The 23,849-nt window shown below is 64.6% G+C and carries 21 protein-coding genes and 1 other RNA gene; 6 read left to right on the top strand and 16 right to left on the bottom strand.

Translation table 11 applies throughout. The features are described from left to right. The first annotated feature begins 34 nt into the window (after positions 1-34). Positions 35-1,378 carry a lytic murein transglycosylase B gene (gene mltB, locus ABY44_RS22190; RefSeq protein ID WP_081073637.1) on the top strand — a complete coding sequence of 448 codons (1,344 nt, stop codon included), beginning with the start codon at positions 35-37 and terminating at the stop codon, positions 1,376-1,378. Positions 1,379-1,456: 78 nt separating this feature from the next. Here mltB and cysM read toward each other — a convergent pair whose 3' ends face one another. The 16 genes from cysM to gyrA all read right to left on the bottom strand — a co-directional run bounded on the left by cysM (position 1,457) and on the right by gyrA (position 19,202). Beyond that, a complete protein-coding gene (cysM, locus tag ABY44_RS22185) occupies positions 1,457-2,359 on the bottom strand; it encodes a cysteine synthase CysM (protein ID WP_027788056.1) in 903 nt (300 codons plus the stop codon). Positions 2,360-2,573: 214 nt separating this feature from the next. Further along, positions 2,574-2,921 (bottom strand): ComEA family DNA-binding protein, encoded by a 348-nt coding sequence (locus ABY44_RS22180; RefSeq protein WP_060083941.1) that lies wholly within the window; start codon positions 2,919-2,921, stop codon positions 2,574-2,576. Between the two features lie 73 nt (positions 2,922-2,994). After that, positions 2,995-3,987, bottom strand: coding sequence for an ADP-glyceromanno-heptose 6-epimerase (gene rfaD / locus ABY44_RS22175; protein ID WP_027788057.1), 993 nt, complete (start codon positions 3,985-3,987; stop codon positions 2,995-2,997). A gap of 63 nt (positions 3,988-4,050) precedes the next feature. Further along, positions 4,051-5,001, bottom strand: coding sequence for a D-glycero-beta-D-manno-heptose-7-phosphate kinase (gene rfaE1 / locus ABY44_RS22170; protein ID WP_051363294.1), 951 nt, complete (start codon positions 4,999-5,001; stop codon positions 4,051-4,053). A gap of 7 nt (positions 5,002-5,008) precedes the next feature. Then, positions 5,009-6,409: a UDP-glucose dehydrogenase family protein gene (locus tag ABY44_RS22165; RefSeq protein WP_060174724.1), complete on the bottom strand. Its 1,401-nt coding sequence runs from the start codon at positions 6,407-6,409 to the stop codon at positions 5,009-5,011. A gap of 90 nt (positions 6,410-6,499) precedes the next feature. After that, positions 6,500-7,672: a lipopolysaccharide assembly protein LapB gene (gene lapB / locus ABY44_RS22160; RefSeq protein ID WP_059485227.1), complete on the bottom strand. Its 1,173-nt coding sequence runs from the start codon at positions 7,670-7,672 to the stop codon at positions 6,500-6,502. A 53-nt stretch (positions 7,673-7,725) separates the two neighbouring features. Beyond that, positions 7,726-8,019 (bottom strand): lipopolysaccharide assembly protein LapA domain-containing protein, encoded by a 294-nt coding sequence (locus ABY44_RS22155; RefSeq protein WP_021157458.1) that lies wholly within the window; start codon positions 8,017-8,019, stop codon positions 7,726-7,728. Positions 8,020-8,229: 210 nt separating this feature from the next. Then, positions 8,230-8,553: an integration host factor subunit beta gene (locus ABY44_RS22150; protein ID WP_006486894.1), complete on the bottom strand. Its 324-nt coding sequence runs from the start codon at positions 8,551-8,553 to the stop codon at positions 8,230-8,232. Between the two features lie 22 nt (positions 8,554-8,575). Beyond that, a complete protein-coding gene (rpsA, locus tag ABY44_RS22145) occupies positions 8,576-10,288 on the bottom strand; it encodes a 30S ribosomal protein S1 (RefSeq protein ID WP_027788061.1) in 1,713 nt (570 codons plus the stop codon). A 142-nt stretch (positions 10,289-10,430) separates the two neighbouring features. After that, on the bottom strand, positions 10,431-11,117 hold the full coding sequence (gene cmk, locus ABY44_RS22140) for a (d)CMP kinase (protein ID WP_006476573.1): 687 nt from the start codon (positions 11,115-11,117) through the stop codon (positions 10,431-10,433). 13 nt (positions 11,118-11,130) lie between these two features. Then, positions 11,131-12,435: a 3-phosphoshikimate 1-carboxyvinyltransferase gene (gene aroA, locus ABY44_RS22135; protein ID WP_060174723.1), complete on the bottom strand. Its 1,305-nt coding sequence runs from the start codon at positions 12,433-12,435 to the stop codon at positions 11,131-11,133. Between the two features lie 13 nt (positions 12,436-12,448). Continuing rightward, on the bottom strand, positions 12,449-13,375 hold the full coding sequence (locus ABY44_RS22130) for a prephenate dehydrogenase/arogenate dehydrogenase family protein (protein ID WP_060174722.1): 927 nt from the start codon (positions 13,373-13,375) through the stop codon (positions 12,449-12,451). Between the two features lie 186 nt (positions 13,376-13,561). Beyond that, positions 13,562-14,644 (bottom strand): prephenate dehydratase, encoded by a 1,083-nt coding sequence (pheA, locus tag ABY44_RS22125; RefSeq protein ID WP_048024358.1) that lies wholly within the window; start codon positions 14,642-14,644, stop codon positions 13,562-13,564. Between the two features lie 33 nt (positions 14,645-14,677). Beyond that, positions 14,678-15,760: a 3-phosphoserine/phosphohydroxythreonine transaminase gene (serC, locus tag ABY44_RS22120; protein ID WP_027788065.1), complete on the bottom strand. Its 1,083-nt coding sequence runs from the start codon at positions 15,758-15,760 to the stop codon at positions 14,678-14,680. A 155-nt stretch (positions 15,761-15,915) separates the two neighbouring features. Further along, positions 15,916-16,515 carry a DUF2059 domain-containing protein gene (locus tag ABY44_RS22115; protein WP_021157463.1) on the bottom strand — a complete coding sequence of 200 codons (600 nt, stop codon included), beginning with the start codon at positions 16,513-16,515 and terminating at the stop codon, positions 15,916-15,918. Positions 16,516-16,598: 83 nt separating this feature from the next. Then, complete coding sequence (gyrA, locus tag ABY44_RS22110) at positions 16,599-19,202, bottom strand: DNA gyrase subunit A (protein WP_027788066.1); 2,604 nt, start codon at positions 19,200-19,202, stop codon at positions 16,599-16,601. Between the two features lie 527 nt (positions 19,203-19,729). Here gyrA and ompA point away from each other — a divergent pair. The 5 genes from ompA to ABY44_RS22085 all read left to right on the top strand — a co-directional run bounded on the left by ompA (position 19,730) and on the right by ABY44_RS22085 (position 23,786). Next, the gene (ompA, locus tag ABY44_RS22105) at positions 19,730-20,398 is read left to right on the top strand and encodes an outer membrane protein OmpA (protein WP_021157465.1); all 669 of its coding nucleotides are present in this window, start codon (positions 19,730-19,732) and stop codon (positions 20,396-20,398) included. A 154-nt stretch (positions 20,399-20,552) separates the two neighbouring features. After that, the gene (ubiG, locus tag ABY44_RS22100) at positions 20,553-21,251 is read left to right on the top strand and encodes a bifunctional 2-polyprenyl-6-hydroxyphenol methylase/3-demethylubiquinol 3-O-methyltransferase UbiG (RefSeq protein ID WP_027788067.1); all 699 of its coding nucleotides are present in this window, start codon (positions 20,553-20,555) and stop codon (positions 21,249-21,251) included. 13 nt (positions 21,252-21,264) lie between these two features. Beyond that, on the top strand, positions 21,265-21,981 hold the full coding sequence (gene gph / locus ABY44_RS22095; protein WP_060174721.1) for a phosphoglycolate phosphatase: 717 nt from the start codon (positions 21,265-21,267) through the stop codon (positions 21,979-21,981). Positions 21,982-21,998: 17 nt separating this feature from the next. After that, positions 21,999-22,368: a transfer-messenger RNA gene (ssrA, locus tag ABY44_RS22090) on the top strand. Between the two features lie 176 nt (positions 22,369-22,544). Beyond that, positions 22,545-23,786 carry a tyrosine-type recombinase/integrase gene (locus ABY44_RS22085; RefSeq protein WP_060174720.1) on the top strand — a complete coding sequence of 414 codons (1,242 nt, stop codon included), beginning with the start codon at positions 22,545-22,547 and terminating at the stop codon, positions 23,784-23,786. The last annotated feature ends 63 nt before the right edge of the window (positions 23,787-23,849 follow it).

Below are 23,849 nucleotides of genomic sequence, written 5' to 3'. Positions count from 1 at the left end.
TCCGCGGCGCACGGTGCGCCGCAGGTCTCCATCAATGATGTCCATCGTCTGCCGCGAATTCGCCGCTAACTTACCACAACGGGGGCCTGCCACGCCCCGGCGCGCCGGATCCGTCGGGTATACTGCGCCGAACCCAATCGCCCTGTCCGCCCGCTTCGACATGAATTCCAGCAAGCCTGCCGCCCTTCTCTCCGCGCTGTTCCGTGTTCGCGTTCCGCTCGTCGCGGCCGCTGTCGTCGCGGCCCTCGGCGCCGCGCCCGCCGGCGCGCAGACGCAACCCGCGAAGCCCGCGGGCACGCTCGTCGCACAGGCCCAGCCGCAACAGCCGACGCCGCAAGGCCAGACCTTCGAAGAGGAAATCGTTCCGCAGCGTTACGCGAACAACGCGAAGGTCGACGCGTTCATCGACGAGATGGTCAGCCGCAACGGCTTCGACTCCGCGAGCCTGCATGCGCTGTTCTCGCGCATCAGCTATTCGGCGACAGCGGTCAAGCTCGTGAAACCGGCCCCGTCGCCGACGGTCAAGAACTGGCGCGTCTATCGCTCGCGCTTCATCGAGCCGATCCGCATCAACGCGGGCGTGAAATTCTGGAAGGCGAACCAGGCAACGCTGCAGCGTGCATCCGAGCAATTCGGCGTGCCGCCCGAGGTGATCGTCGGCATCATCGGTGTCGAGACGATCTACGGCCGCTACATGGGCAATTTCCGCGTGCTCGACGCGCTGACGACGCTCACGTTCGACTATCCGGACACGCCGAATCGTGACAGCCGCCAGGCGACGTTCCGCAAGAACCTCGAGGATTTCCTGGTCTGGACCCGCGACAACCAGCTCGACCCGACCACCGTGCTCGGTTCGTATACGGGCGCGATCGGGATTCCGCAGTTCCTGCCGAGCAGCATCCGCGAATATGCGGTCGACTTCGACGGCACGGGCCATGTCGACCTGCGCAGCAGTCCTGTCGATGCGATCGGCAGCGTCGCGAACTACCTGAAGCAGCACGGCTGGGAAACCGACCGCCCGGTGGTCTGGCAGATCACGCCCGACACGGGCAGCCTGGGGATCGCACAGGCCGCCGCCGACGGCCAGCCCGAACCGCACTGGGCACTGTCGCAACTGCTGCGCGCGGGCATGACGCTGAACGAGCCGACGGTCAACATCACGACCGAAGCCGGCACGCCCGTGACGGTGGTCGACCTGCCGTCGCCGGGCCGCGCGACCGAATACATGCTCGGGCTCAAGAATTTCTACGTGCTGACGCGCTACAACCGCAGCTTCTTCTACGCGCTTACCGTGTACCAGCTTGGCGAGGCTGTAAAGGCGCAGATGGAAGCGAGCGGCGCACTTCAGCCGAGTACCACCGATACACAGTCGCAGTAAGCACCGCCCGCCCAATGAAAAAGCGCCGCACAAGCGGCGCTTTCTTTTCGTACACGCGCGGCGCGCATCTGCTCGCGTTCAGGCAGGAAACACGCCCGTCGACAGGTAGCGGTCGCCGCGATCGCAGACGATGAACACGATCGTCGCATTCTCGACCTGACGCGCGATGCGCATCGCGACTTCGCATGCGCCGCCCGACGAAATGCCCGCGAAGATGCCTTCGACGGCCGCGAGGCGGCGCGCCATGGTTTCCGACGCAGCCTGGCTCACGCTCTCGACGCGGTCGACACGGCTGCGATCGAAGATCGTCGGCATATAGGCTTCCGGCCACTTGCGGATGCCCGGAATGCGCGAACCGTCTTCCGGCTGCGCACCGACGATCTCGATCGCCGGATTTTGCTCCTTCAGATAGCGCGACGTGCCCATGATCGTGCCCGTCGTGCCCATTGCCGACACGAAGTGCGTGACGCGCCCTTCGGTATCGCGCCAGATTTCCGGGCCCGTCGCTTCGTAGTGCGCAATCGGATTGTCGGGGTTCGCGAACTGGTCGAGGATCACGCCCTTGCCTTCGCGCTGCATCTCGTCCGCGAGATCACGTGCCAGTTCCATCCCGCCCTTCACCGGCGTCAGGATGATTTCGGCACCGTAGGCGGCCATGCTCTGGCGGCGCTCGACCGACAGGTCCTCCGGCATGATCAGCACCATCTTGTAGCCGCGGATCGCCGCTGCCATCGCGAGTGCGATACCGGTGTTGCCGCTGGTCGCCTCGATCAGCGTGTCGCCCGGCTTGATGCGCCCGCGCGCCTCGGCCTTGCTGATCATCGACAACGCCGGGCGATCCTTCACGGAACCGGCCGGATTGTTGCCTTCGAGCTTCGCGAGCACCACGTTGTTGCGCGCGCGAATCTCGTCGTCCGGCAAGCGGACCAGTTGGACGAGCGGCGTATTGCCGATCGTGTCTTCGATAGTTTTGTAAGCCATGGATATACCGTGAGTACGAGGCCGATCAATCGATCGATTGTAAACCAGCACCGCTGCTCGCGCCGGCAACCCCATTGCGGCGATGGAATACGCATGCCGTGCAACGCGTGGACGCCGCATGCGCCGTGCCCACGCAAAAAACCCGCGGCATGCCGCGGGAAGCCGTCGCAACGACGGCGACTGAAGGAGCTTGTTGTCGGCTGCGCGCGACGCGTTACTTCTGCGTGGTGGTGCGGGCAGGTGCGGCCGCAGGCTTGCCGGCGGCCGGCTTGCCCGTGGCCGGCTGCGCGGCACCCGTGCCGGCCGCACCGATCGTCAGGCCTTCCTGCTGAAGCCGCTCGACGGTATGGCCGCCCATGCCTTTCACGCGTGCGGCGAGATCCTCCGCATTCCTGAACGGACCGCGTGCGCCGCGTTCGTCGAGAATCGCCTTTGCCCGCGCCGGGCCGATACCCTTGATGCCGACGAGCGCATCCTCGTTGGCGGTGTTGACGTCGACGGCCGCCCAGGCCGAGGCAATCGTGCCGAGCATTGCCGCTGCGGCCAACCATTTTCTGATCATGTGCTGGATCTCCGATGAATACGGCCGGCGGCTGCCGACCGTGAGACCCAGTCTATCGATGCAACGCTTCCGTTTAAACCTGGCCGGATAGCCAACGCACGTATCGGTCGACGCCTTCCTGCACGGTCAGGAACGGTGCGTCGTAACCGGCCGCGCGCAGTTTCGTCTGGTCGGCCTGCGTGAAGCACTGGTACTTGCCGCGCAGCGCATCGGGGAACGGCACGTATTCGATCAGCCCTTGCTCGACCTGCTGCGCGAGCGTCAGCGGCGGCAGGTTGTCGAGCGCGCGCAACGTATTCACGACCGTCGACGCGATATCGTTGAACGGCTGCGCACGGCCGGTTCCGAGGTTGAAGATGCCCGACTTCTCCGGATGATCGAAGAAGAACAGGTTCACCTTGGTCACGTCCTCGATCGACACGAAGTCGCGCGTCTGCTCGCCCGGTGCGTAGCCGTTGTACTCGCCGAATAGCTTCACCTTCCCTTCCGCACGGAACTGGTTGAAGTTGTGGAACGCGACCGACGCCATGCGGCCCTTGTGCGTCTCGCGCGGGCCGTACACGTTGAAATAGCGGAAGCCGGCGATCTGGCTCTGCGCGGTCGGCAGCACACGACGGACCACCTGGTCGAACAGGAACTTCGAATAGCCGTAGACATTCAGCGGCGCCTCGACGTCGCGCTCCTCGACGAATCGCGTCGAGCCGCCGTAGGTCGCCGCCGACGACGCGTACAGGAACTGCGTGCCCTGTGCGAGGCAGGTGTCGAGCAACGCGCGGCTGTAGCGGAAGTTGTTGTCCATCATGTAGCGGCCGTCGGTTTCCATCGTGTCCGAGCACGCACCTTCGTGGAACACCGCGCGCACCTTGCCGAAATCGCCGCGCGCGAAACGTTCGACGAATTCCGACTTGTCCAGATAGTCGTCGATCTCGCAATCGACGAGATTCCGGAACTTGTCCGCGCGCGTCAGGTTGTCGACCGCGATGATGCGCGTCTCGCCGCGCTCGTTGAGCGCCTTGACGATGTTCGCGCCGATAAAACCGGCTGCGCCGGTGACGATGAGGGTCATGATCGTCCTGCCTGAAAAGTGCGAGCCATGCGTGCGGCGCGCTCATCGCGCCGCCGCATGCGCTCAATGAAACAGTTCGTCGTAGTCCACCGTGGCCGTGCCGAGCTTGCCGACCACGATGCCTGCCGCGCGATTCGCGAGCACGACGGCGTCGACGAGCGGCACGCCTGCGCCGAGCATCGTCGCGACCGTCGCGATCACGGTATCGCCCGCGCCCGACACGTCGAACACCTCGCGCGCGAGCGCCGGTGCGTGCAGTTCGCCGGTGGCGGAAAACAGCGTCATGCCTTCTTCCGAACGCGTGAGCAGCAGCGCGTCGATGTCGAGTTCCGCGCGCAGCTTCGCGACACGTGCGCGCAGATCGTCTTCCGATTTCCACTGCCCGACCACTTCGCGCAATTCCGCGCGATTCGGCGTGATCAGCGACGCACCGCGATAGCGCGCCCAGTCGTCGCCCTTCGGGTCGACGAGGACGGACTTGCCGGCCGCACGCGCCTTCTCGATCATCGTCGTGACGTGCGTCAGGCCGCCTTTCGCGTAATCCGACATCAGCACGACGTCGTGCTGCGGCAGCAACGCATCGAAGCGCGCGAGCCCCGCGAGCAGCACCTCGTGCGTCGGCATGGCCTCGAAGTCGACGCGCAGCAGTTGCTGCTGGCGCGCGAGCACGCGCAGCTTGATCGTGGTCGGCAGCGCCGGGTCGCGTTCGAGATGCGGCGTCACGCCGCTGCTGCCGAGCAGTTCGACGATGCGCTCGCCGGGTTCGTCGCACCCGACGACGCACAGCAACCCGGCCTGGCCGCCGAGCGTCACGGCGTTGCGCGCGACGTTGGCCGCACCGCCGAGCCGCTCTTCCTGGCGCTGCACGTGCACGACCGGCACGGGCGCCTCGGGCGAAATGCGATCGACGTTGCCGAACCAGTAACGGTCGAGCATCACGTCGCCGACGACAAGCACGCGCGAGCGCGCGAGTTGCGCACGCGGCACCGGAACGACCTCGCGGAGAGTATTCATCGTGTGATCAGCCACGGGAGGACGACTGGGGATCGACATACGGCCGGCCGATCGCGTAGTAGTCGATGCCGAGTTCGGCCATCGCATCCGGCTCGTACAGGTTGCGCCCGTCGAAGATCACCGGCGCCTTCAGTTCAGCCTTCAGGCGCGTGAAATCAGGGCTCCGGAATTCCTTCCACTCGGTCACGATCACGAGCGCGTCCGCGCCCGTCACGGCGATGTCCTGCGTGTCGACGAGATGCAGCCGCGCCAGCGCGTCCGGATCGGTACCGAAATCGAGCGCAAACACGCGCCGCGCCTCGTCGACCGCGACCGGATCGTACGCACGCACGGTCGCGCCGCGTTCGAGGAGCGCGGCGATCAGGCGGCGGCTCGGCGCCTCGCGCATGTCATCGGTATTCGGCTTGAACGCCAGGCCCCAGACCGCGAACTCGCGGCCGGTCAGGTCGGCACCGAAGCGCTGCTCGATCTTGCCGATCAGCACGTCCTTCTGCGCATGGTTGGCTGCCTCGACGGCTTCCAGGATGCGCAACGGCTGGCCGTTCTCGCCGGCCGTGCGAATCAGCGCCTGGACGTCCTTCGGGAAGCACGAGCCGCCGTAGCCGACGCCGGCGTACAGGAAGTGATAGCCGATGCGCGGATCGGAGCCGATCCCGCGGCGCACGGCCTCGATGTCGGCGCCGACCTTGTCGGCGAGATTCGACATCTCGTTCATGAACGAGATACGCGTTGCAAGCATCGCATTCGCCGCATATTTCGCGAACTCCGCCGAACGCACGTCCATGTAGATCGTGCGCTCATGGTTGCGGTTGAACGGCGCGTAGAGCTTCTTCATCTTCTCGCGCGCGATCGTGCCCGTCTCGTCGCCGTCGACGCCGATGATGATCCGGTCCGGACGCATGAAGTCCTCGACCGCGGCGCCTTCCTTCAGGAACTCCGGGTTCGACACGACCGAGAAGCGATGCGCGACGCTGCCTGCCAGCCCGCGGGCGGCAAGCGCTTCGTCGACCACGCCGCGCACGCGCTGTGCGGTACCGACCGGCACCGTCGACTTGTCGACGATCACCTTGACGCCCGTCATGTGGCGGCCGATGTTGCGCGCGGCTTCGAGCACGTACTGCAGGTCGGCCGAGCCGTCCTCGTCGGGCGGCGTGCCGACGGCGATGAACTGGATCTCGCCGTGCGCGACGCTTGCCTCGATGTCGGTCGAGAAGCGCAGGCGCCCCGCTGCGCGGTTGCGCGCGATGATGTCCAGCAGCCCAGGTTCGTGAATCGGCATCCCGCCGTTGTTCAGGATGTCGATCTTGCGCGGATCGACGTCGAGGCAGAATACGTCGTGGCCGATCTCCGCCAGGCAGGCGCCCGTGACGAGACCGACATAGCCGGTGCCGATGATGGTGATTTTCATAGATGTTCCGGTACTTCCCGGTAATTGACTAACTTGGCCGCCGGGACGAACCCGGCGGCAACCGCAGCGCGTTGGCTCCGCGTGCCGGGATCAGCCCGGCATCGCAGGATCGACGCGACGCGGCGCATAGGTTTCCCAGCCGCTGCAGCCCGGACACTGCCAGTAGAAATTGCGCGCCCGGAAACCGCAATTCTGGCACGTATACCGTGGCAAATTCTTGGTGCGCTGCTTGATCAGCGCACGCATCATTTCAAGTTCCTTACGACGCGGCTCGTCGGCCGCCGCGATCTGCGCATCGAGCAGGTGCAGCATCCCCGACAGGTTCGGCGACTTCTCCATCTGCGTGCGCGCGAGCGTGTGCGCCGCGTCCTGGCCGCGCAAGCCCGCGATGTGCTGGTATGCGATGTCGAGCAGGTCGTTCGACGGATAGCGGTCGACATAGCCCATCAGCAGCTCGGCACCCTCGGCGTTCTTGCCGAGCGCGACGTACGCCTTCATCAGCTTGTCGGCGACGAGCGGCAGATACGCCGGATTCTGCGCCTCGACGCGCTTCCAGTGCTCGATCGCGGCCGCATGGTTGCCCTCGGCCGCCGCGGCGTCGCCGGAGAGGATCGTCGCGCGAACGTTCTGCGGGTTCACGGTCAACGCGAGGCGCAACTGTTCGGCAGCCGCTGCCGCGTTCTTGCGCTGCAGCGCGTCCTGCGCAAGTTCGCAGTGAAACTGCGCAATTTCGACGCCGAGCGGTTTGTCGCTCATCGACTCGATGCGCTTCGCCGTATCGATCGACTTGTTCCAGTCCTTCTCGATCTCGTAGATCGTCAGCAGCGCCCGCTGTGCGCCGAGTGCGTAATCGCCGTCGGCGAGTTTGTGGAACGCCTCCTCGGCGCGATCGAGCAGGCCGGCCTTCAGGAAATCCTGGCCGAGTTCGTACAGTGCGTGGTCGCGCTCGTTGACCGGCAGGTCCGTGCGGCTCAGCAGGTTCTGGTGCACGCGGATCGCGCGGTCGGTTTCGCCGCGGCGGCGAAACAGGTTGCCGAGCGCGAAGTGCAGCTCGACCGTCTCGGGATCCAGCTTGGCGACCTCGATGAACGCGTCGATTGCCTTGTCGGGTTGTTCGTTCAACAGAAAATTCAGGCCGCGGAAATACGAGCGCGGCAGGTTGGCACTCTCCGACAGGAGATTCTTAAGGTCATAGCGTGACGCCGCCCAACCGAGCGCGAACGCGACCGGAATCGCGAGCAACCACCAGAAATCCAGATCCATGCGAAATATCGAAGCAGAGACGAAAACCGCGCGATGATCGCGCGGCGTCCGTGTTAAATGACGGGCGGCATCGGCGGCTGGTCGATGACGGCCGGCGTTTCGCGCGCCGCGCGCAGATCGCGCTTCAGGCGCCCGTTCTCGAGACGCAGGCGGAAGATCGAAGGCAGCGCGGACAGCAAGCCAGCCAGCAGCCCCACGGCGAAGAACGCGAGGCCGATCAGGATCAGCGGCGCCTGCCATGAATAGCCGGCCACGAAATTCAGCGTCGCGGTTTGCGTATTGGCCAGCGCAAGCACCAGCAGCAGTACGAACACCAATACCCGGATCAGCCAGACGATAAACTTCATGAAGCCCTCTCTTTGTTGAGGTTTGCCGCGGCGCGCGACTCCCCTTCGTCGCGCCGAATCGACCCGTATTGTAAAGGAAGCGTTTCCGCGGCTGCGCACATCCTGCACGCACCCGTTGCGCCGCAATCGCCGGAAATGAAAAAAGCGCCCGCAAGGGGCGCTTTTCTTTTCAGCCTTCGCCGGATGGGTTCCGGGCAATCCGGGTGACGCTCAACGCTCGTCGTCCGGATCATCAGCCTTCAGCGGCTCACCGGCACGGCCGTCGACGCGTTCCCGCAATTCCTTGCCAGGCTTGAAGTGCGGCACGAACTTCTCGGGCACCTGCACTTTCTCCCCTGACTTCGGGTTGCGTCCGACGCGCGCCGGGCGACGGTTGAGGCCAAAGCTGCCGAAACCCCGAATTTCGATACGATGCCCTTTCGCCAGAGCGTCAGACATCGCATCGAGCATCGTTTTCACCGCGAAATCCGCATCCTTGAGGACAAGTTGCGGAAATCGCGATGCCAGCTGCGCGACCAACTCGGATTTGGTCATACTTCAGCAGACCTCGTGAGGCTTACTGGTTCTGGCCGTCGAGCTTCGCCTTCAGCAGCGCGCCGAGGTTGGTCGTACCGGTCGCAGCAGCGCTGGTGTCCGACTGCAGGCCGCGGATCGCTTCCTGTTGTTCAGCCGAATCCTTCGCCTTGATCGACAGGTTGATGCCGCGCGACTTGCGATCGATGTTGATCACCATCGCGTTGACCTTGTCGCCTTCCTTCAGCACGTTGCGTGCGTCTTCGACGCGATCCTGCGAGATTTCCGACGCACGCAGGTAGCCTTCGATGTCGCCCGTCAGCGTGACGACCGCACCCTTCGCATCGACCGTCTTCACGACGCCGTCGACGATCGAGCCCTTGTCGTTCATTGCAACGTAGTTGCTGAACGGGTCGCCTTCGAGCTGCTTGATGCCGAGCGAAATACGCTCCTTCTCGACGTCGATACCGAGCACGATCGCTTCGACTTCGTCGCCCTTCTTGTACTTGCGAACGGCTTCTTCGCCGGCTTCGCTCCACGACAGGTCCGACAGGTGGACCAGGCCGTCGATGCCGCCCGGCAGACCGATGAACACGCCGAAGTCGGTGATCGACTTGATTGCGCCCGTGATCTTGTCGCCCTTCTTGAAGTTGCGGCTGAAGTCATCCCACGGATTCGGCTTGCACTGCTTCATGCCGAGGCTGATACGACGACGGTCTTCGTCGATCTCGAGGACCATGACTTCGACTTCGTCGCCCAGCTGGACAACCTTCGACGGAGCAACGTTCTTGTTGGTCCAGTCCATTTCCGACACGTGGACGAGGCCTTCGATGCCCGATTCCACTTCGACGAATGCGCCGTAGTCGGTGATGTTCGTGACCTTGCCGAACAGGCGCGTGCCCGACGGGTAACGGCGCGAGATGCCTTCCCACGGATCGTCGCCCAGTTGCTTGATGCCCAGCGAGACGCGGTTCTTCTCTTGGTCGAACTTGAGGATCTTCGCGGTGACTTCCTGGCCAACCGACAGGACTTCGCTCGGGTGACGCACACGACGCCATGCGATGTCGGTGATGTGCAGCAGGCCGTCGATGCCGCCGAGGTCGACGAACGCGCCGTAGTCGGTGATGTTCTTGACCACGCCGTTGACGATCGCGCCTTCCTTCAGCGTCTCGAGCAGCTTCGCGCGCTCTTCGCCTTGGGTTGCTTCGATCACTGCACGACGCGACAGCACGACGTTGTTACGCTTGCGATCGAGCTTGATCACGCGGAACTCGAGCGTCTTGCCTTCGTACGGGGTCGTGTCCTTGACCGGACGCGTGTCGACCAGCGAACCCGGCAGGAACGCACGAATGCCGTTGACCATCACGGTCATGCCGCCCTTCACCTTGCCGGTGATCGTGCCGGTGACGAGTTCGTTGTTGTCGAGAGCCTTTTCCAGCGACAGCCACGATGCAAGGCGCTTCGCCTTGTCGCGCGACAGGATCGTGTCGCCGTAGCCGTTTTCGAGTGCGTCGATCGCGACGGACACGAAATCGCCCGACTGCACCTCAACCTCGCCCTGATCGTTCAGGAATTCCTCGATCGGAATGTAAGCCTCGGACTTCAGGCCTGCATTGACGACCACGAAGTTGTGGTCGACGCGCACGACTTCGGCGGAAATCACTTCGCCGGCGCGCATGTCTTGGCGGGTCAGCGACTCTTCGAACAGAGCCGCGAAAGATTCAGTATTCGGGGTGGAGGTTTGCAGGTCGGACATAAAAATCTGATTGTGCATGGATCGCTGTGCCACGCCGGCCGGAATGGCAGGCTGAAAGGGCCAGATCGACGACCACACGGGGTTAAGGGTTCGAAACACGCTCCGCGCTTGCGACGCGGAACACCTACTGCTACCCGCCTTCTCAGGCGGGCTGGCCGAGCGCCCGGTACCACTGCAGCACCTGGTCGACCGCTTCATCGACCGAAAGCGCCGACGTATCGAGCAGCTTGGCATCTGCCGCAGGCTTCAGCGGCGCGGCCGCGCGATTGCTGTCGCGCGCGTCACGTTCACGAAGATCCCGGAGCAAGTCATCTATATTAGCAGAAAAACCTTTTTGCATCAATTGCTTATGCCGTCTGGTCGCGCGCGCCTCGGCGCTGGCCGTCAGGAACACCTTCAACACGGCATCCGGGAAGATCACGGTGCCCATGTCGCGCCCGTCTGCAACGAGGCCCGGCGTCTTGCGGAACGCGCGCTGACGCGCGACGAGCGCGGTGCGCACCGGCCCATGCACGGCAATCGCCGATGCGCGGTTGCCGACCGCTTCGGCACGGATGTCGTTCGACACATCGACGCCGTCGAGCTGCGCGCAGCCCTCCCGGAACGTGATGTGGAGATCGTCGATCAGCTTCACCAGCGCGTCGATGTCCTCTGCCGCGATGCCGTAGCGCACGCTCGCGAGCGCGGCGAGGCGGTACAGCGCGCCGCTGTCGAGCAAGTGGAAGCCAAGATGCGCGGCGACGAGCGCGGCGACGGTGCCCTTGCCGGAAGCAGTGGGACCGTCGATCGTGATGACGGGAGTCGGGTGAAAGGGTCGGGTCGATTTCATCGGAACAGTCGGGTCAGGCTTTGGCGAGCGCGGCGAAGCGGTCGAAATAGTCGGGGAACGTCTTGCCGACGCACTTCGGATCGTTGATCCGCACGGGCACACCGCCCAGGCTGACGAGCGAGAAGCACATCGCCATCCGGTGATCGTCGTACGTGTCGATCGCCGCGTTCGGCGTGAGCCTTTCCGGCGGCGTGACGACGAGATAGTCAGGGCCTTCCTCGACGATCGCGCCGACCTTACGCAGTTCGGCCGCCATCGCCGCGATGCGGTCGGTTTCCTTCACGCGCCAGCTTGCGATGTTGCGCAGCGTGCTCGGGCCGGCGGCGAACAGCGCCGCGACCGCGATCGTCATCGCCGCATCGGGAATCAGGTTGAAATCCATGTCGATCGGCTCGAGCTTGCCGTGGTCGTGGCCGATGCCGCGCACTTCGATCCAGTCGTCGCCCATCGTCACGTTCGCGCCCATCTGCATCAGCGCGTTCGCGAAGCCGACGTCGCCCTGGATGCTCGCGCGCCCCACGCCCTCGACACGCAGCGGCCCGCCGCCGAGCGCGCCAGCCGCGAGGAAATACGACGCCGACGATGCGTCGCCCTCGACCATGATCTGCCCCGGCGATTTGTAGCGAACCCCGGCCGGCACGACGAAGCGCTGCCAGCCGTCGCGCTCGACGGTCACGCCAAAGCGCTCCATCAGCCGGATCGTGATGTCGATGTACGGCTTCGAGATCAGCTCGCCGTCGATCTCGACGACAATCCGGCCGTCCTTCGCCTTCACGAGCGGCAGCGTCATCAGGAGCGCCGTGAGGAACTGGCTCGACACGTCGCCGCGCACGCGGATCGGCGCATCGACCGAGATCGTCGCGGGTTTGATCCGCAGCGGCGGGAAGCCTTCGTTCAGCTCGTAGTCGATCTGCGCGCCGATCTGGCGCAGGCCGTCGACGAGATCGCCGATCGGCCGCTCGTGCATGCGCGGCACGCCGTGCACGCGATAGTCGCCGCCGTTCACCGCGAGCGCGGCGGTCAGCGGCCGCACGGCCGTGCCCGCGTTGCCGAGGAACAGGTCGGCCGTCTTCGCGGTGAATGCGCCGCGCGTGCCCGTGACGACACAGGTATCGCCGTCGCGCGCGAGCTTCACGCCGAGCTTGCCGAGTGCGTCGAGCATCACGCGCGTGTCGTCGGAGTCGAGCAGGTTGGTGATCGTCGTTTCGCCTTCGGCCAACGCCGCGAGCAGCAGCACGCGGTTCGAAATGCTCTTCGAGCCGGGCAGGCGCACGGTGCCCGATGCGCTGGAGTACGGGCCGAGATCGAGATAGTCCATGGGAATCGTCCTGTTATTTCTTGACCGGTTCGGCAGCAGGCGCGCCGCCGCGCTCCTGCCATGCCTTGCGCGCGGCGCGCGAACGCGTGAACACGGCTTCGAGCGCCGCGCCGTCGCCGGCGTCGATCGCCGCGCGCAGCCGCGTGAGCACGCGCGTATAGCCGTCGAGCTCGTCGAGCAGCGCCGCGCGATTCGCAACGCACACGTCGCGCCACATCTCCGGGCTCGACGCCGCGATGCGCGTGAAATCGCGGAAACCACCCGCCGCGTACGAGAATTTGAGTTCCGCGTCGGCCTCGCCGAGGATCTGCTCGACGAGCGCGAACGACAGCACGTGCGGCAAATGGCTGATCGACGCAAACACGCGATCGTGCTGCTCCGTGCTCATCGTGCGCACGTCGGCGCCGGTCGCGCGCCACATCGCGTCGATCCGCGCGACGGATTCGGGCGCATTCTCCGGCAGCGGGCACAGCACCACGTTGCGACCGACGTACAGATCCGGCAACGCGGCCTCGACGCCGCTCGACTCGCGACCGGCAATCGGATGCCCCGGCACGAACTGCGCGATGCGTGCGCCGAGCGCGTCGCGCGCGGCCGCGACGACATCGGACTTGGTGCTGCCCGCATCGGTGACGATCGTCGCCTCTTCAAGCCACGGCGCGACGCGCTTGAGCAACGGGCCCGTTTGCGCAACGGGTGCCGCCAGCAGCACGAGATCGGCGCCGGCCAGCGCGTCGCGCAATTGCGCGTCATCGTCGAGTGCCGCCGCGCGATCGATCACGCCGAGCGCGAGCGCGCGCTCGACCGACGCACGCGAACGGCCCACGCCGACGACCTCGCCCGCACCGCCCGGCGCGCGTTCGCGCAGCGCGCGGGCCAGCGATCCGCCGATCAGGCCGACGCCGAAAATGACCAGTTTGTTGAATGCAAAGCCTGACACGACAAGAGCCAAGTTACGCGCGCGGAACGACGCCCCGCATGCGGAATTCCAGATTCCGGGCAACGGGCCCGCACCCGGCGCAACCTGCGCCGGACGCGGGCCGAACCCGCCTTCGGCAGCGCCAACCGGCCTGCCCTGCCCGCCTCGCCGCAACGCCTGCCCGAGCAGGCGACGGGCCGCCGCGCATCAGCGTGCGCGCGGATACGAACCGAGTATCTTCAGGAACGCAGCCTTCTGGCCGAGTTCCGCGAGCGCGGCCGCCACCGCCGCATCGTCCCGGTGCCCTTCGATATCGATGTAGAAGTAGTACTCCCACGTGCCGACGCGCGCCGGGCGCGATTCGAAGCGCGTCATCGACACGCCGTGCCGCGCGAGCGGCTCGAGCAGCTTGAACACGGCGCCCGGCTCGTTCTTCACCGACACGATCAGCGACGTCTGGTCGTGACCGCTTTGCCCGGCCGGCTGCTTGCCGACGATGACGAAGCGCGTGCGGTTGTGCGGATCGTCCTGGATCAGCGAGAACGCGATCTGCAATCCGTAGTGCGCGGCCGCACGGTCGCCCGCGATCGCCGCGACGGTCGGATCGGCCGCCGCGAGACGCGCGGCCTCTGCGTTGCTCGCCACGGCCTGCCGCTCGAGCTGCGGCGCATTCGCCGCGAGCCACTGCTGGCATTGCGCAAGCGCCTGCGCATGCGCGCAGACGCGCTTCACGCCGTCGAGCGTGCCGCCCTGCGTCAGCAGGTTGTGATGGATCGGCAGCGCGAGCTCACCGCTGATCAGCAATTGCGTCTGCAGCAGCAAGTCGAGCGTGCGCGACACGGCGCCTTCGGTCGAATTCTCGACCGGCGCGATGCCGTATGCGGCAGCCCCGGCCTCGACCGAGCGGAATACTTCGTCGATCGACGGGCACGGCAGCCCTTCGATCGACTGGCCGAAATACTCGAGCATCGCCTGCTCGCTGTACGTGCCGACTGGCCCGAGGAACGCGACGTGGATCGTCTGCTCGAGCGCGCGGCTCGCGGCCATGATCTCGCGCCAGATGGCGCTGATGTGCTCGCTCGCGAGCGGCCCCGCGCTCATGTCCTGCAACCGCGCGATCACCTGCAGCTCGCGCTCCGGCCGGAACACCGGCGCGTTGAAATGCTTCTTGACCTCGCCCACCTCCAGCGCCACCGCGGCGCGCTGGTTCAGGAGCGCGATCAGCTGCGCATCGATCGCGTCGATGCGATCGCGCAGCGGTTTCAGGCGGGAATTCAGTTCGTCGTCCATGCGTTTTGCCGTGCTGTTTGAACAGCGCCGCCGTCAGGCGCCGCGCTGCTCGAAGTCCTTCATGTACTCGACGAGCGCTTTCACGCCCTCGAGCGGCACCGCGTTGTAGATCGACGCCCGCATACCGCCGACGGACTTGTGGCCCTTCAGCTGCAGCAGCCCGCGCGCCTTTGCGCCGGCAAGGAAGTCTTCGTTGCGCGTTTCGTCGGCCAGGAAAAACGGCACGTTCATTCGCGAACGTGCTGCCGGCTCGACCTTGTTCAGATAGAAACTGCTCGCATCGATCGTGTCATAGAGCAGCTTCGCCTTTTCGATATTGCGGGCCTCGATCGCCTCGAGACCGCCCTGCCGCTTCAGCCACTGGAATACCAGACCCGCGATGTAGATCGCGTAGGTGGGCGGCGTGTTGTACAGCGAGTTGTTCGCGGCGATGGTCTTCCATTCGAACGCGGACGGGCAGATCGACAACGAGCGGTCGAGCAGGTCCTCGCGCACGATCACGAGCGTCACACCGGCCATCCCGATGTTCTTCTGCGCACCGCCGAACAGCACACCGTACTTCGCGACGTCCATCGGACGCGACAGGATGTGCGACGAGACATCCGCGACCAGCGGCACGTCGCCGAGATCGGGAATCTCGAACGTCTCGACGCCGTCGATCGTCTCGTTGGTGCACAGATGCACGTAGGCCGGATCGTCCGACAGTTGCCATTCGGCGCGCGCGGGCGCACGCGTGAAGCCGTTTTCCGTCTTGCCGGTTGCGGCGAGATGCGGCGTGCCGTATTTCTTCGCTTCGCTGAACGATTTCTGCGACCACGAGCCCGTCACGACGAAGTCGGCCGTCTTGCGCGAGCCGAGCAGGTTCATCGGCACGATCGCGTTTTCGGCGATACCGCCGCCCTGCAGGAACAGGATCCGGTGGCTTGCCGGCACGCCGAGCAGGTCGCGCAGGTCGGTCAGCGCGGCCTCGTGGATCGACATGAACTCCTTGCCGCGATGGCTCATCTCCATCACGCTCATACCGCTGCCGTGCCAGTCGAGCATTTCGTCGGCGGCTTGCCGCAGCACTTCCTCGGGCATCGCCGCAGGGCCGGCGGAGAAATTAAAGACGCGCATCGTGAAAACCTCGGAGGGACGCGACCGGCTCGCCGCCGGCAGAACGCGCCAGAAAAGAAATGGCCGCTTGCGCTCGCGCGCAAACGGCCATTATCGCACTGTCGTCAGGCTCCCGCCAAACCCGGCCGAACGGCCGGTGGCGTGCCCGGACGGCTTTACTTGCCCGGCTTGACTGCTGCGACTTCCTTGTCAGCCTGCGTACGCGTTGCCTGGATCGCTTGCGGCATGTACTTCTGCATCAGGCCGTTGACCACGTCGCGACCGACCTGATCCTGAACCTGGATGAACTTGCGGCCCGTCGGGCTCTTGTAGAACGTCGTCAGATCCTTGATCTCCGACGTGCTGTAGTACTTCGCGTAGGCGTCGTACTGAGCCGACATCGCGTCGTTCTGGAACTGTTGCGTACCGAACACCTTGCCTGCGCCGTCGACCAGCTTCGGCACCGCGTTCTTCTGCAGCGTCGGAACGGCAGCCTGCTTCTGCTTGTCGTTCAGCGTCTTGTTTTCCGACAGCGCGTCCGACAGGATTGCCGGCACGAGTTGCTTGGCCTGCATTTCGGCGCTGTTGCCGATTGCCGACACGAGCTTCGGCGCGTCGATCGCGTCGAGCAGATCCTTGATCGCAGCCTTCTTGTCGGCGTCGATCGGCGCAGCTGCCGCGGCAGGCGCCGGTGCGGAATTCGACAGCGCTTGCGCCATCGCGAACGTCGGCACCAGTGCAGCCAGCAGGACCAGTTGCTTGAATTGCTTTTGCATCATCACTCCCTTTTGGAAATATGAATGGTTGCTCGCCGGCCGCGGCGCTTCACGCCCGCGGCGGCCAGAGTCTCATCCGTTCTTCAGGCTTCGCCGTCCGACGCCTCGTCGGCCTCGCCATCGCCCTCTTCAGCCTCCGCGATCTGCTGCAGGCCGGAGAGCTTGGTACCCTCATCGAGACTGATGAGTGTAACACCTTGCGTGGCACGCCCCATCTCGCGAATCTCCGAGACACGGGTGCGAATCAACACGCCGGCCGTCGTGATCAGCATGATCTGATCTTCGGCGTCGACGAGCGTTGCAGCCACGACCTTGCCGTTACGCTCCGACGTCTGGATCGCGATCATACCCTTCGTGCCGCGGCCGTGACGCGTGTACTCGGTGATCGGCGTACGCTTGCCGTAGCCGTTCTCGGTCGCGGTGAGCACCGTCTGCTCCTCGCTGCCGGCAACCAGCATCGCGATAACCTGCTGCCCGTCCTCGAGCTGCATGCCGCGCACACCTCGTGCTTCACGCCCCATCGGACGCACGTCGTTCTCGTCGAAGCGCACGGCCTTGCCTGAATCGGAGAACAGCATCACGTCGTGCGCACCGTCGGTGATCGACGCGCCGATCAGGTAGTCACCCTCGTCGAGGCCGACCGCGATGATGCCCTTCTTCATCGGACGGCTGAATGCCTCGAGCGGCGTCTTCTTCACGGTGCCGAGCGACGTCGCCATGAAGATGAACTTGTCGGCCGAGAACTCCTTGACCGGCAGCACGACGTTGATCTTCTCGCCTTCCTGCAGCGGGAACATGTTGACGATCGGGCGGCCGCGCGAGTTGCGCGACCCCTGCGGCACTTCATAGACCTTGACCCAATACACGCGGCCGCGGTTCGAGAAGCACAGGATGTAGTCGTGCGTGTTCGCGATGAACAGCGTCTCGATCCAGTCGTCTTCCTTCATCTGCGTCGCCTGCTTGCCGCGGCCGCCGCGCTTCTGCGCGCGGTACTCGGACAGCGGCTGCGACTTCACGTAGCCCGCGTGCGACATCGTGACGACCATGTCCTGCGGCGTGATCAGATCCTCGGTGTTCAGCTCGGTCGCGTTCAGCTCGATCTTCGAGCGGCGCGCGTCGCCGAATTCGGCCTTCACCGAGGTCAGCTCCTCGCCGATCATCGTCGTGATCCGCTCGGGGCGTGCGAGGATGTCCAGCAGGTCGGCGATCTGCGCCATCACTTCGCGGTATTCGCCGATAATCTTGTCCTGCTCGAGGCCGGTCAGGCGCTGCAGGCGCATCTGCAGGATTTCCTGGGCCTGCGTGTCGGACAGGCGGTACAGCCCGTCGCTCTGCATGCCGAACGCCGGGTTCAGGCCTTCCGGGCGGTACGCGGAGCGGCCGCCGGCCGCCGCGTTCTCGCTCTCGGCGCGCGTGAGCATCTCGCGCACGAGCGACGAATCCCACGGCTTCGCCATCAACTCCGCTTTCGCGATCGGCGGCGTCGGCGCTGCCTTGATGATCGCGATGAATTCGTCGATGTTGGCGAGCGCGACCGCGAGACCTTCAAGCACATGGCCACGTTCACGGGCCTTGCGCAGTTCGTAGATCGTGCGGCGCGTCAGCACTTCGCGTCGGTGCGACAGGAAGCACTGCAGGATTTCCTTCAGGTTCAGCAGCTTCGGCTGGCCGTCGACCAGCGCGACCATGTTCATGCCGAACGTATCCTGGAGCTGCGTCGCCTTGTACAGGTTGTTCAGCACCACTTCCGGCACTTCACCGCGCTTGAGCTCGATCACGACGCGCATGCCGCTCTTGTCGGACTCGTCGCGGATGTCGGAGATGCCTTCGAGCTTCTTCTCGTTGACGAGTTCGGCGATCCGCTCGAGCAGCGAGCGTTTGTTCACCTGGTACGGCAGCTCGTCGACGATGATCGCCATCCGCTGGCCGCGGTCGATCTCCTCGAAGTGCGTGGCCGCGCGCATCACGACGCGACCGCGCCCGGTGCGGTAGCCGTCGCGCACGCCGGCGACGCCGTAGATGATGCCGGCCGTCGGGAAATCCGGCGCCGGGATGATCTCGATCAGCTCGTCGATCGTCGCTTCCGGGTTACCCAGCAGATGCTGGCACGCGTCGACGACTTCGTTCAGGTTGTGCGGCGGGATGTTGGTCGCCATGCCGACCGCGATACCCGACGAGCCGTTGATCAGCAGGTTCGGGATGCGCGACGGCAGGACCGACGGCTGCATTTCGTTGCCGTCGTAGTTCGGCTCGAAATCGACCGTTTCCTTGTCGATGTCGGCGAGCAGCTCGTGACCGATCTTCGCCATGCGAATTTCGGTGTAACGCATCGCCGCGGCATTGTCGCCGTCGATCGAGCCGAAGTTGCCTTGCCCGTCGATCAGCATGTAGCGCAGCGAGAAGTCCTGCGCCATCCGCACGATCGTGTCGTACACCGCGGTGTCGCCGTGAGGATGGTACTTACCGATCACGTCACCGACGATACGCGCCGACTTCTTGTACGCGCGGTTCCAGTCGTTGTTCAGTTCGTGCATCGCGAACAACACGCGCCGATGCACGGGCTTCAAGCCATCGCGGACATCCGGGAGGGCACGTCCGACGATCACGCTCATCGCGTAATCGAGATACGAACGGCGCATTTCCTCCTCTAGGGAGGTGGGCAGGGTCTCTTTGGCGAATTGATCCATGTATCCGTATCGTTTCGGAGCGAAGACGGCGAACGCCTTTCGCGTGGGCGCTGCATGCGCAACGCAACGCGAGATTCTAACATGCGCCCATCAGCCGCCAATTCGCCGCCCCCTCTATATATAAATAGCGAAAATCGCGGCCACGTCGATTCGACCGAAATCGCACGCGACTCGACGCCGCAGGCGATCCCGTCACACTTGTTTCATGCGCACGAGTAAACAACCACGCACATTCGCGCAATTTCGCCGACACACTCTTGACAATCTCTAAAAGTTGCGGCAGGGCGGTGTTGCGCATGCACCACAAAGTTGAAGCGATCTTAGGGTGGGGAGGATTTTTTTTCGTAGGAAGGGAACGATATGGCAAAATGCCAACGCACTGAAAGTTAGACGCTGCTCGAAGTCTACACAGAGCGGTGCCGCGTTTTTTGTGCCGCACCAATGTTATACTTCGAGCAATGTATGACTTGTCACCGTCAACAGGCTCGCAGTAAACCTGCGGTAATCTCAATTTCGAGAGGAGAAATATGAATAAACTTTCAAAGCTCGCGTTCATTGCAGCTACCGCAGTTATGGCTGCATCCGCTTCGGCACAGTCGGTGCCGGCGTCGCGTCAAGCCGTCAATGACAACTGGGTGAACGGCACGGGCGAATGGGTGTGGATGAACGGCACGAACGAGCTCTGCTGGCGCGATGCGTTCTGGACGCCGGCCACCGCCAACGCGAAGTGCGATGGCGCACTGGTCGCCCAGGCACCGCAGCCGCCGGTCGCTCCGGTCGCTCCGGCTATCTCGAGCCAGAAGATCACGTATCAAGCTGACGCACTGTTCGACTTCGACAAGGCAACGCTCAAGCCGCTGGGCAAGCAAAAGCTGGACGAACTGGCTTCGAAGATCGAAGGCATGAACACGGAAGTGGTCGTCGCAACGGGCTACACGGACCGCATCGGTTCGGACAAGTACAACGACCGTCTGTCGCTGCGCCGTGCGCAAGCCGTGAAGTCGTACCTGGTCAGCAAGGGTGTGCCGGCCAATAAGATCTACACGGAAGGCAAGGGCAAGCGCAACCCGGTCACGACGGGCTGCAACCAGAAGAACCGCAAGCAACTCATCGCCTGCCTCGCACCGGATCGCCGCGTGGAAGTCGAAGTGGTTGGTACGCAAGAAGTCCAGAAGACGACCGTTCCGGCAAACTAAGCCGCGGTTTTCGACTGCTTCAAAGCCCCGCCCCGGCGGGGCTTTTTCTTTGACGTCCGTCCAGGCGCCTGCCGCTTCGCCGCTCGTCCGCTTCTTATATACTCGGGGCTGACGAATCGCAGTACCGCCCTCCTCTCGTAGCCCGTTTGCCGACATGACCAACGCCGATCCGCACGAACTCCAGAAATTCAGCGACCTCGCCCATCGGTGGTGGGATCCGAACGCCGAATTCAAGCCGCTGCACGACCTGAACCCGGTCCGCCTCGGCTGGATCGATGCGCATGCGCACCTCGCCGGCAAGCGTGCACTCGACGTCGGCTGCGGCGGCGGCATCCTGTCCGAATCGATGGCCGGACTCGGCGCACAGGTGAAAGGTATCGACCTGTCGACCGAAGCGCTCGGCGTCGCCGACCTGCACAGCCTCGAAAGCGGCATCACTGTCGACTATGAAGCCATCGCAGCGGAAGCGATCGCCGCGCGTGAACCGGGCACCTATGATGTCGTCACGTGCATGGAGATGCTCGAGCACGTGCCGTCTCCCGGCGATGTCGTCGCCGCGTGCGCGACGCTCGTGAAGCCGGGTGGCTGGGTGTTCTTCTCGACGCTGAACCGCAACCTGAAGGCCTACCTGTTCGCCGTGATCGGCGCGGAGTACATCGCGCAAATGCTGCCGAAGGGCACGCACGACTACGCGCGCTTCATCCGCCCGTCGGAACTGGCCGGCTTCGTGCGTGCGACGGATCTGCACATCGTGGAGATCAAGGGCATCACGTATCACCCGATCGGCAAGCGCTTCGCGCTGTCGAACGACACCGACATCAACTACCTCGTCGCGTGCCGCCGCGGCGCATGACCCTCCACCCTGCATGACGACTCCCCTCTCGACCGCGCGGGCTGCACTCGACGAGCCGCGCCTGCTGCACTGCGATGCCGTGCTGTTCGACCTGGACGGCACGCTCGCCGACACGGCCCCCGATCTCGCGGCGGCCGTCAACAAGATGCAACGCGTGCGCGACCTGCCCGAAACACCGCTCGACGTGCTGCGGCCGCTGGCCTCGGCCGGCGCGCGGGGCCTGCTCGGCGGCGCGTTCGGCATCGATCCGCACACGCCCGGTTACGAAGCGATGCGCGACGAGTTCCTGGCCAACTATGCGACGGATCTGTGTGTGCATACGACGCTGTTCCCCGGCATCGGCGACGTGCTCGACGAACTCGATGCACGCGGTGTGCGCTGGGGGATCGTCACGAACAAGGTGATGCGGCTCACGGCGCCGCTCGTCGAGTTGCTCGGTCTCGCGCCACGCGCGGCCTGCGTCGTCGGGGGCGACACAACGCCGCACCCGAAGCCGCATCCGGCCCCGCTGCTGCATGCGGCCGACCAGTTGACGCTCACGCCCGCACGCATCGTCTACGTCGGCGACGATCTGCGCGACATTCAGGCCGGCAGCGCCGCCGGCATGGCGACGATCGCGGCCGCGTACGGCTACTGCGGCGACGGCGCCGCACCGGCCGACTGGCAAGCGCAACATCTCGTCGACACGACACTGCAACTGCGCGAACTGCTGCGCGATGTTGGGCTATAATGTTCGATCTTATCCGCGGGGGCGACCTGGTTTCGACAGGGGTTGTGAAGCGGCTAGGGCATGTCGAGGACCCGTCACCTCGTTAATCAATGGGAAAATCGTAACTGCAAACGACGATACGTTCGCACTGGCAGCCTAAGGGCCGCCGTCCTCTGCCTAGTTCACTGACGGGCTAGTGTCGCAAGACCGGTAGCAATACCGCCAGAGGTCATTTACGTCAGTTAAGCCCTGTCGGCGTCGCGACGCCAGGGTCGAAAACCTAGCGAATCGCCGTAGTGCAGCGTGTTCGTCCGCGTCGCTGCGGTTAAATCAAATGACTGAACTAAACATGTAGAACTAGTCGTGGAGCGCTTCTGGACGCGGGTTCGATTCCCGCCGCCTCCACCAAATTCCCTTCCAAGATGTTCCGAGGAAGTACAGAAACCCGCGATAGCTCAAGGCTTCGCGGGTTTTTTCATTCCGAATTGGTCCGGATTAGTCCGTAGACAGCCGGGGGCAAGTGGGGGCAAGATTGGGGGCATGCAGGTTTCACTCGCCAGCTGTTGCCCCCAACGAGGCGCCCCATGCCACTGACCGATACCGCGATCAAGAACGCCAAGCCGGCCGACAAACCAGCCCGTCTGTTCGACGGCGGCGGCCTGTACCTGGAAATTGCCCCCAGCGGGGGCAAGTGGTGGCGACTCAAATACCGCTTCGGAGGCAAGGAAAAGCGCATCTCTCTGGGCGTCTACCCTGATGTGCCCCTGAAAGAGGCCCGCGAGCGGCGCGACAAAGCGCGTGCGCTGCTGGACGGCGGCACCGATCCCGGCGAGGCCAAGAAGGCCGAGAAGCGAGCCGCTCGGTTGAGCACTGAAAACTCGTTCGAGGCGGTCGCCCGGGAATGGCATGCGAAGTACGCGCCCAGCTGGTCCGCCAGCCACGGCGCCCGCCTGCTCCGCCGGCTTGAGGTCGACGCCTTTCCATGGATCGGCGGTAAGGCCATTGCAGACCTCGCGCCGCCGGACGTGCTTGATGCGCTGCGCCGAGTTGAAAAGCGCGGTGCGCTCGAGACTGCCCACCGCCTCCATGCCAACATCAGCCAGGTGTGCCGGTATGCCGTGGCGACCGGACGCGCACAGCGTGATGTCACGGCCGACCTCCGCGGCGCGCTGCCGCCGGTTCAGCAGGAGCATATGGCCGCGCTCACCGATCCGAAGCAGGTCGCCGAGCTGCTGCGCGCGATCGACGGCTACCAAGGCACCTTCCCGGTGGTATGCGCCCTTCGCCTCGCTCCACTGCTCTTCCAACGGCCTGGCGAACTGCGCGCCGCCGAGTGGGCCGAACTCGACCTCGATGCGGGGATCTGGGAGATTCCTAGCGACCGAATGAAGCGCACCAAACAGGGCAAAGCCTCCGGTGGCGCCCATATCGTGCCGCTGTCGACTCAGGCAGTCATGGTTCTGCGCGAATTGCACGCGCTGACGGGTAATGGCCGATTCCTGTTTCCGAGCGTACGGACGAAGGATCGCCCCATGTCCGACAACACGATCAACGGCGCGCTACGCCGGCTGGGGTACGACGGCGACACGATGACCGGTCATGGCTTCCGCGCGATGGCCCGCACGATCCTGGATGAGGTGCTGGGCTTGCCTGCGGCAATCATTGAGGCACAACTCGCCCACGCGGTGAAAGACCCCCTCGGGCGCGCGTACAACCGCACTGCCCACCTCCCCCAACGTCGCGAAATGATGCAGCGATGGGCCGACTACCTCGACCGGCTCAAGGCAGGAGCGAACGTCATCGAGATTAATTCGGTTCGCGGGTAGCCGATAGGTCAACCGGCCGCTTGTATGCGCACCAGAGACGCAGGCACCGGCACAATGAAAAAG

It is taken from the genome of Burkholderia sp. ZZQ-2, from assembly GCF_050768715.1.
In the GTDB taxonomy this organism is placed as follows: domain Bacteria; phylum Pseudomonadota; class Gammaproteobacteria; order Burkholderiales; family Burkholderiaceae; genus Burkholderia; species Burkholderia cepacia.
Note: the sequence above shows the minus strand (reverse complement) of the source record. Positions and strands in the feature narration are given on the sequence as shown.

Excerpts from the sequence above, each read along its gene's own strand:
- mltB (WP_081073637.1), top strand. The coding sequence starts at position 35 with ATGATGTCCATCGTCTGCCGCGAATTCGCCGCTAACTTACCACAACGG.
- ABY44_RS22085 (WP_060174720.1), top strand. The coding sequence starts at position 22,545 with ATGCCACTGACCGATACCGCGATCAAGAACGCCAAGCCGGCCGACAAA.
- rpsA (WP_027788061.1), bottom strand. The coding sequence starts at position 10,288 with ATGTCCGACCTGCAAACCTCCACCCCGAATACTGAATCTTTCGCGGCT.
- rfaE1 (WP_051363294.1), bottom strand. The coding sequence starts at position 5,001 with ATGAATACTCTCCGCGAGGTCGTTCCGGTGCCGCGTGCGCAACTCGCG.
- aroA (WP_060174723.1), bottom strand. The coding sequence starts at position 12,435 with ATGGACTATCTCGATCTCGGCCCGTACTCCAGCGCATCGGGCACCGTG.
- lapB (WP_059485227.1), bottom strand. The coding sequence starts at position 7,672 with ATGGATCTGGATTTCTGGTGGTTGCTCGCGATTCCGGTCGCGTTCGCG.
- gph (WP_060174721.1), top strand. The coding sequence starts at position 21,265 with ATGACGACTCCCCTCTCGACCGCGCGGGCTGCACTCGACGAGCCGCGC.
- cysM (WP_027788056.1), bottom strand. The coding sequence starts at position 2,359 with ATGGCTTACAAAACTATCGAAGACACGATCGGCAATACGCCGCTCGTC.
- gyrA (WP_027788066.1), bottom strand. The coding sequence starts at position 19,202 with ATGGATCAATTCGCCAAAGAGACCCTGCCCACCTCCCTAGAGGAGGAA.
- ABY44_RS22155 (WP_021157458.1), bottom strand. The coding sequence starts at position 8,019 with ATGAAGTTTATCGTCTGGCTGATCCGGGTATTGGTGTTCGTACTGCTG.
- rfaD (WP_027788057.1), bottom strand. The coding sequence starts at position 3,987 with ATGACCCTCATCGTCACCGGCGCAGCCGGTTTTATCGGCGCGAACATC.
- pheA (WP_048024358.1), bottom strand. The coding sequence starts at position 14,644 with ATGGACGACGAACTGAATTCCCGCCTGAAACCGCTGCGCGATCGCATC.
- ompA (WP_021157465.1), top strand. The coding sequence starts at position 19,730 with ATGAATAAACTTTCAAAGCTCGCGTTCATTGCAGCTACCGCAGTTATG.
- ABY44_RS22180 (WP_060083941.1), bottom strand. The coding sequence starts at position 2,921 with ATGATCAGAAAATGGTTGGCCGCAGCGGCAATGCTCGGCACGATTGCC.
- ubiG (WP_027788067.1), top strand. The coding sequence starts at position 20,553 with ATGACCAACGCCGATCCGCACGAACTCCAGAAATTCAGCGACCTCGCC.
- ABY44_RS22165 (WP_060174724.1), bottom strand. The coding sequence starts at position 6,409 with ATGAAAATCACCATCATCGGCACCGGCTATGTCGGTCTCGTCACGGGC.
- ABY44_RS22150 (WP_006486894.1), bottom strand. The coding sequence starts at position 8,553 with ATGACCAAATCCGAGTTGGTCGCGCAGCTGGCATCGCGATTTCCGCAA.
- serC (WP_027788065.1), bottom strand. The coding sequence starts at position 15,760 with ATGCGCGTCTTTAATTTCTCCGCCGGCCCTGCGGCGATGCCCGAGGAA.
- ABY44_RS22115 (WP_021157463.1), bottom strand. The coding sequence starts at position 16,515 with ATGCAAAAGCAATTCAAGCAACTGGTCCTGCTGGCTGCACTGGTGCCG.
- cmk (WP_006476573.1), bottom strand. The coding sequence starts at position 11,117 with ATGAAATCGACCCGACCCTTTCACCCGACTCCCGTCATCACGATCGAC.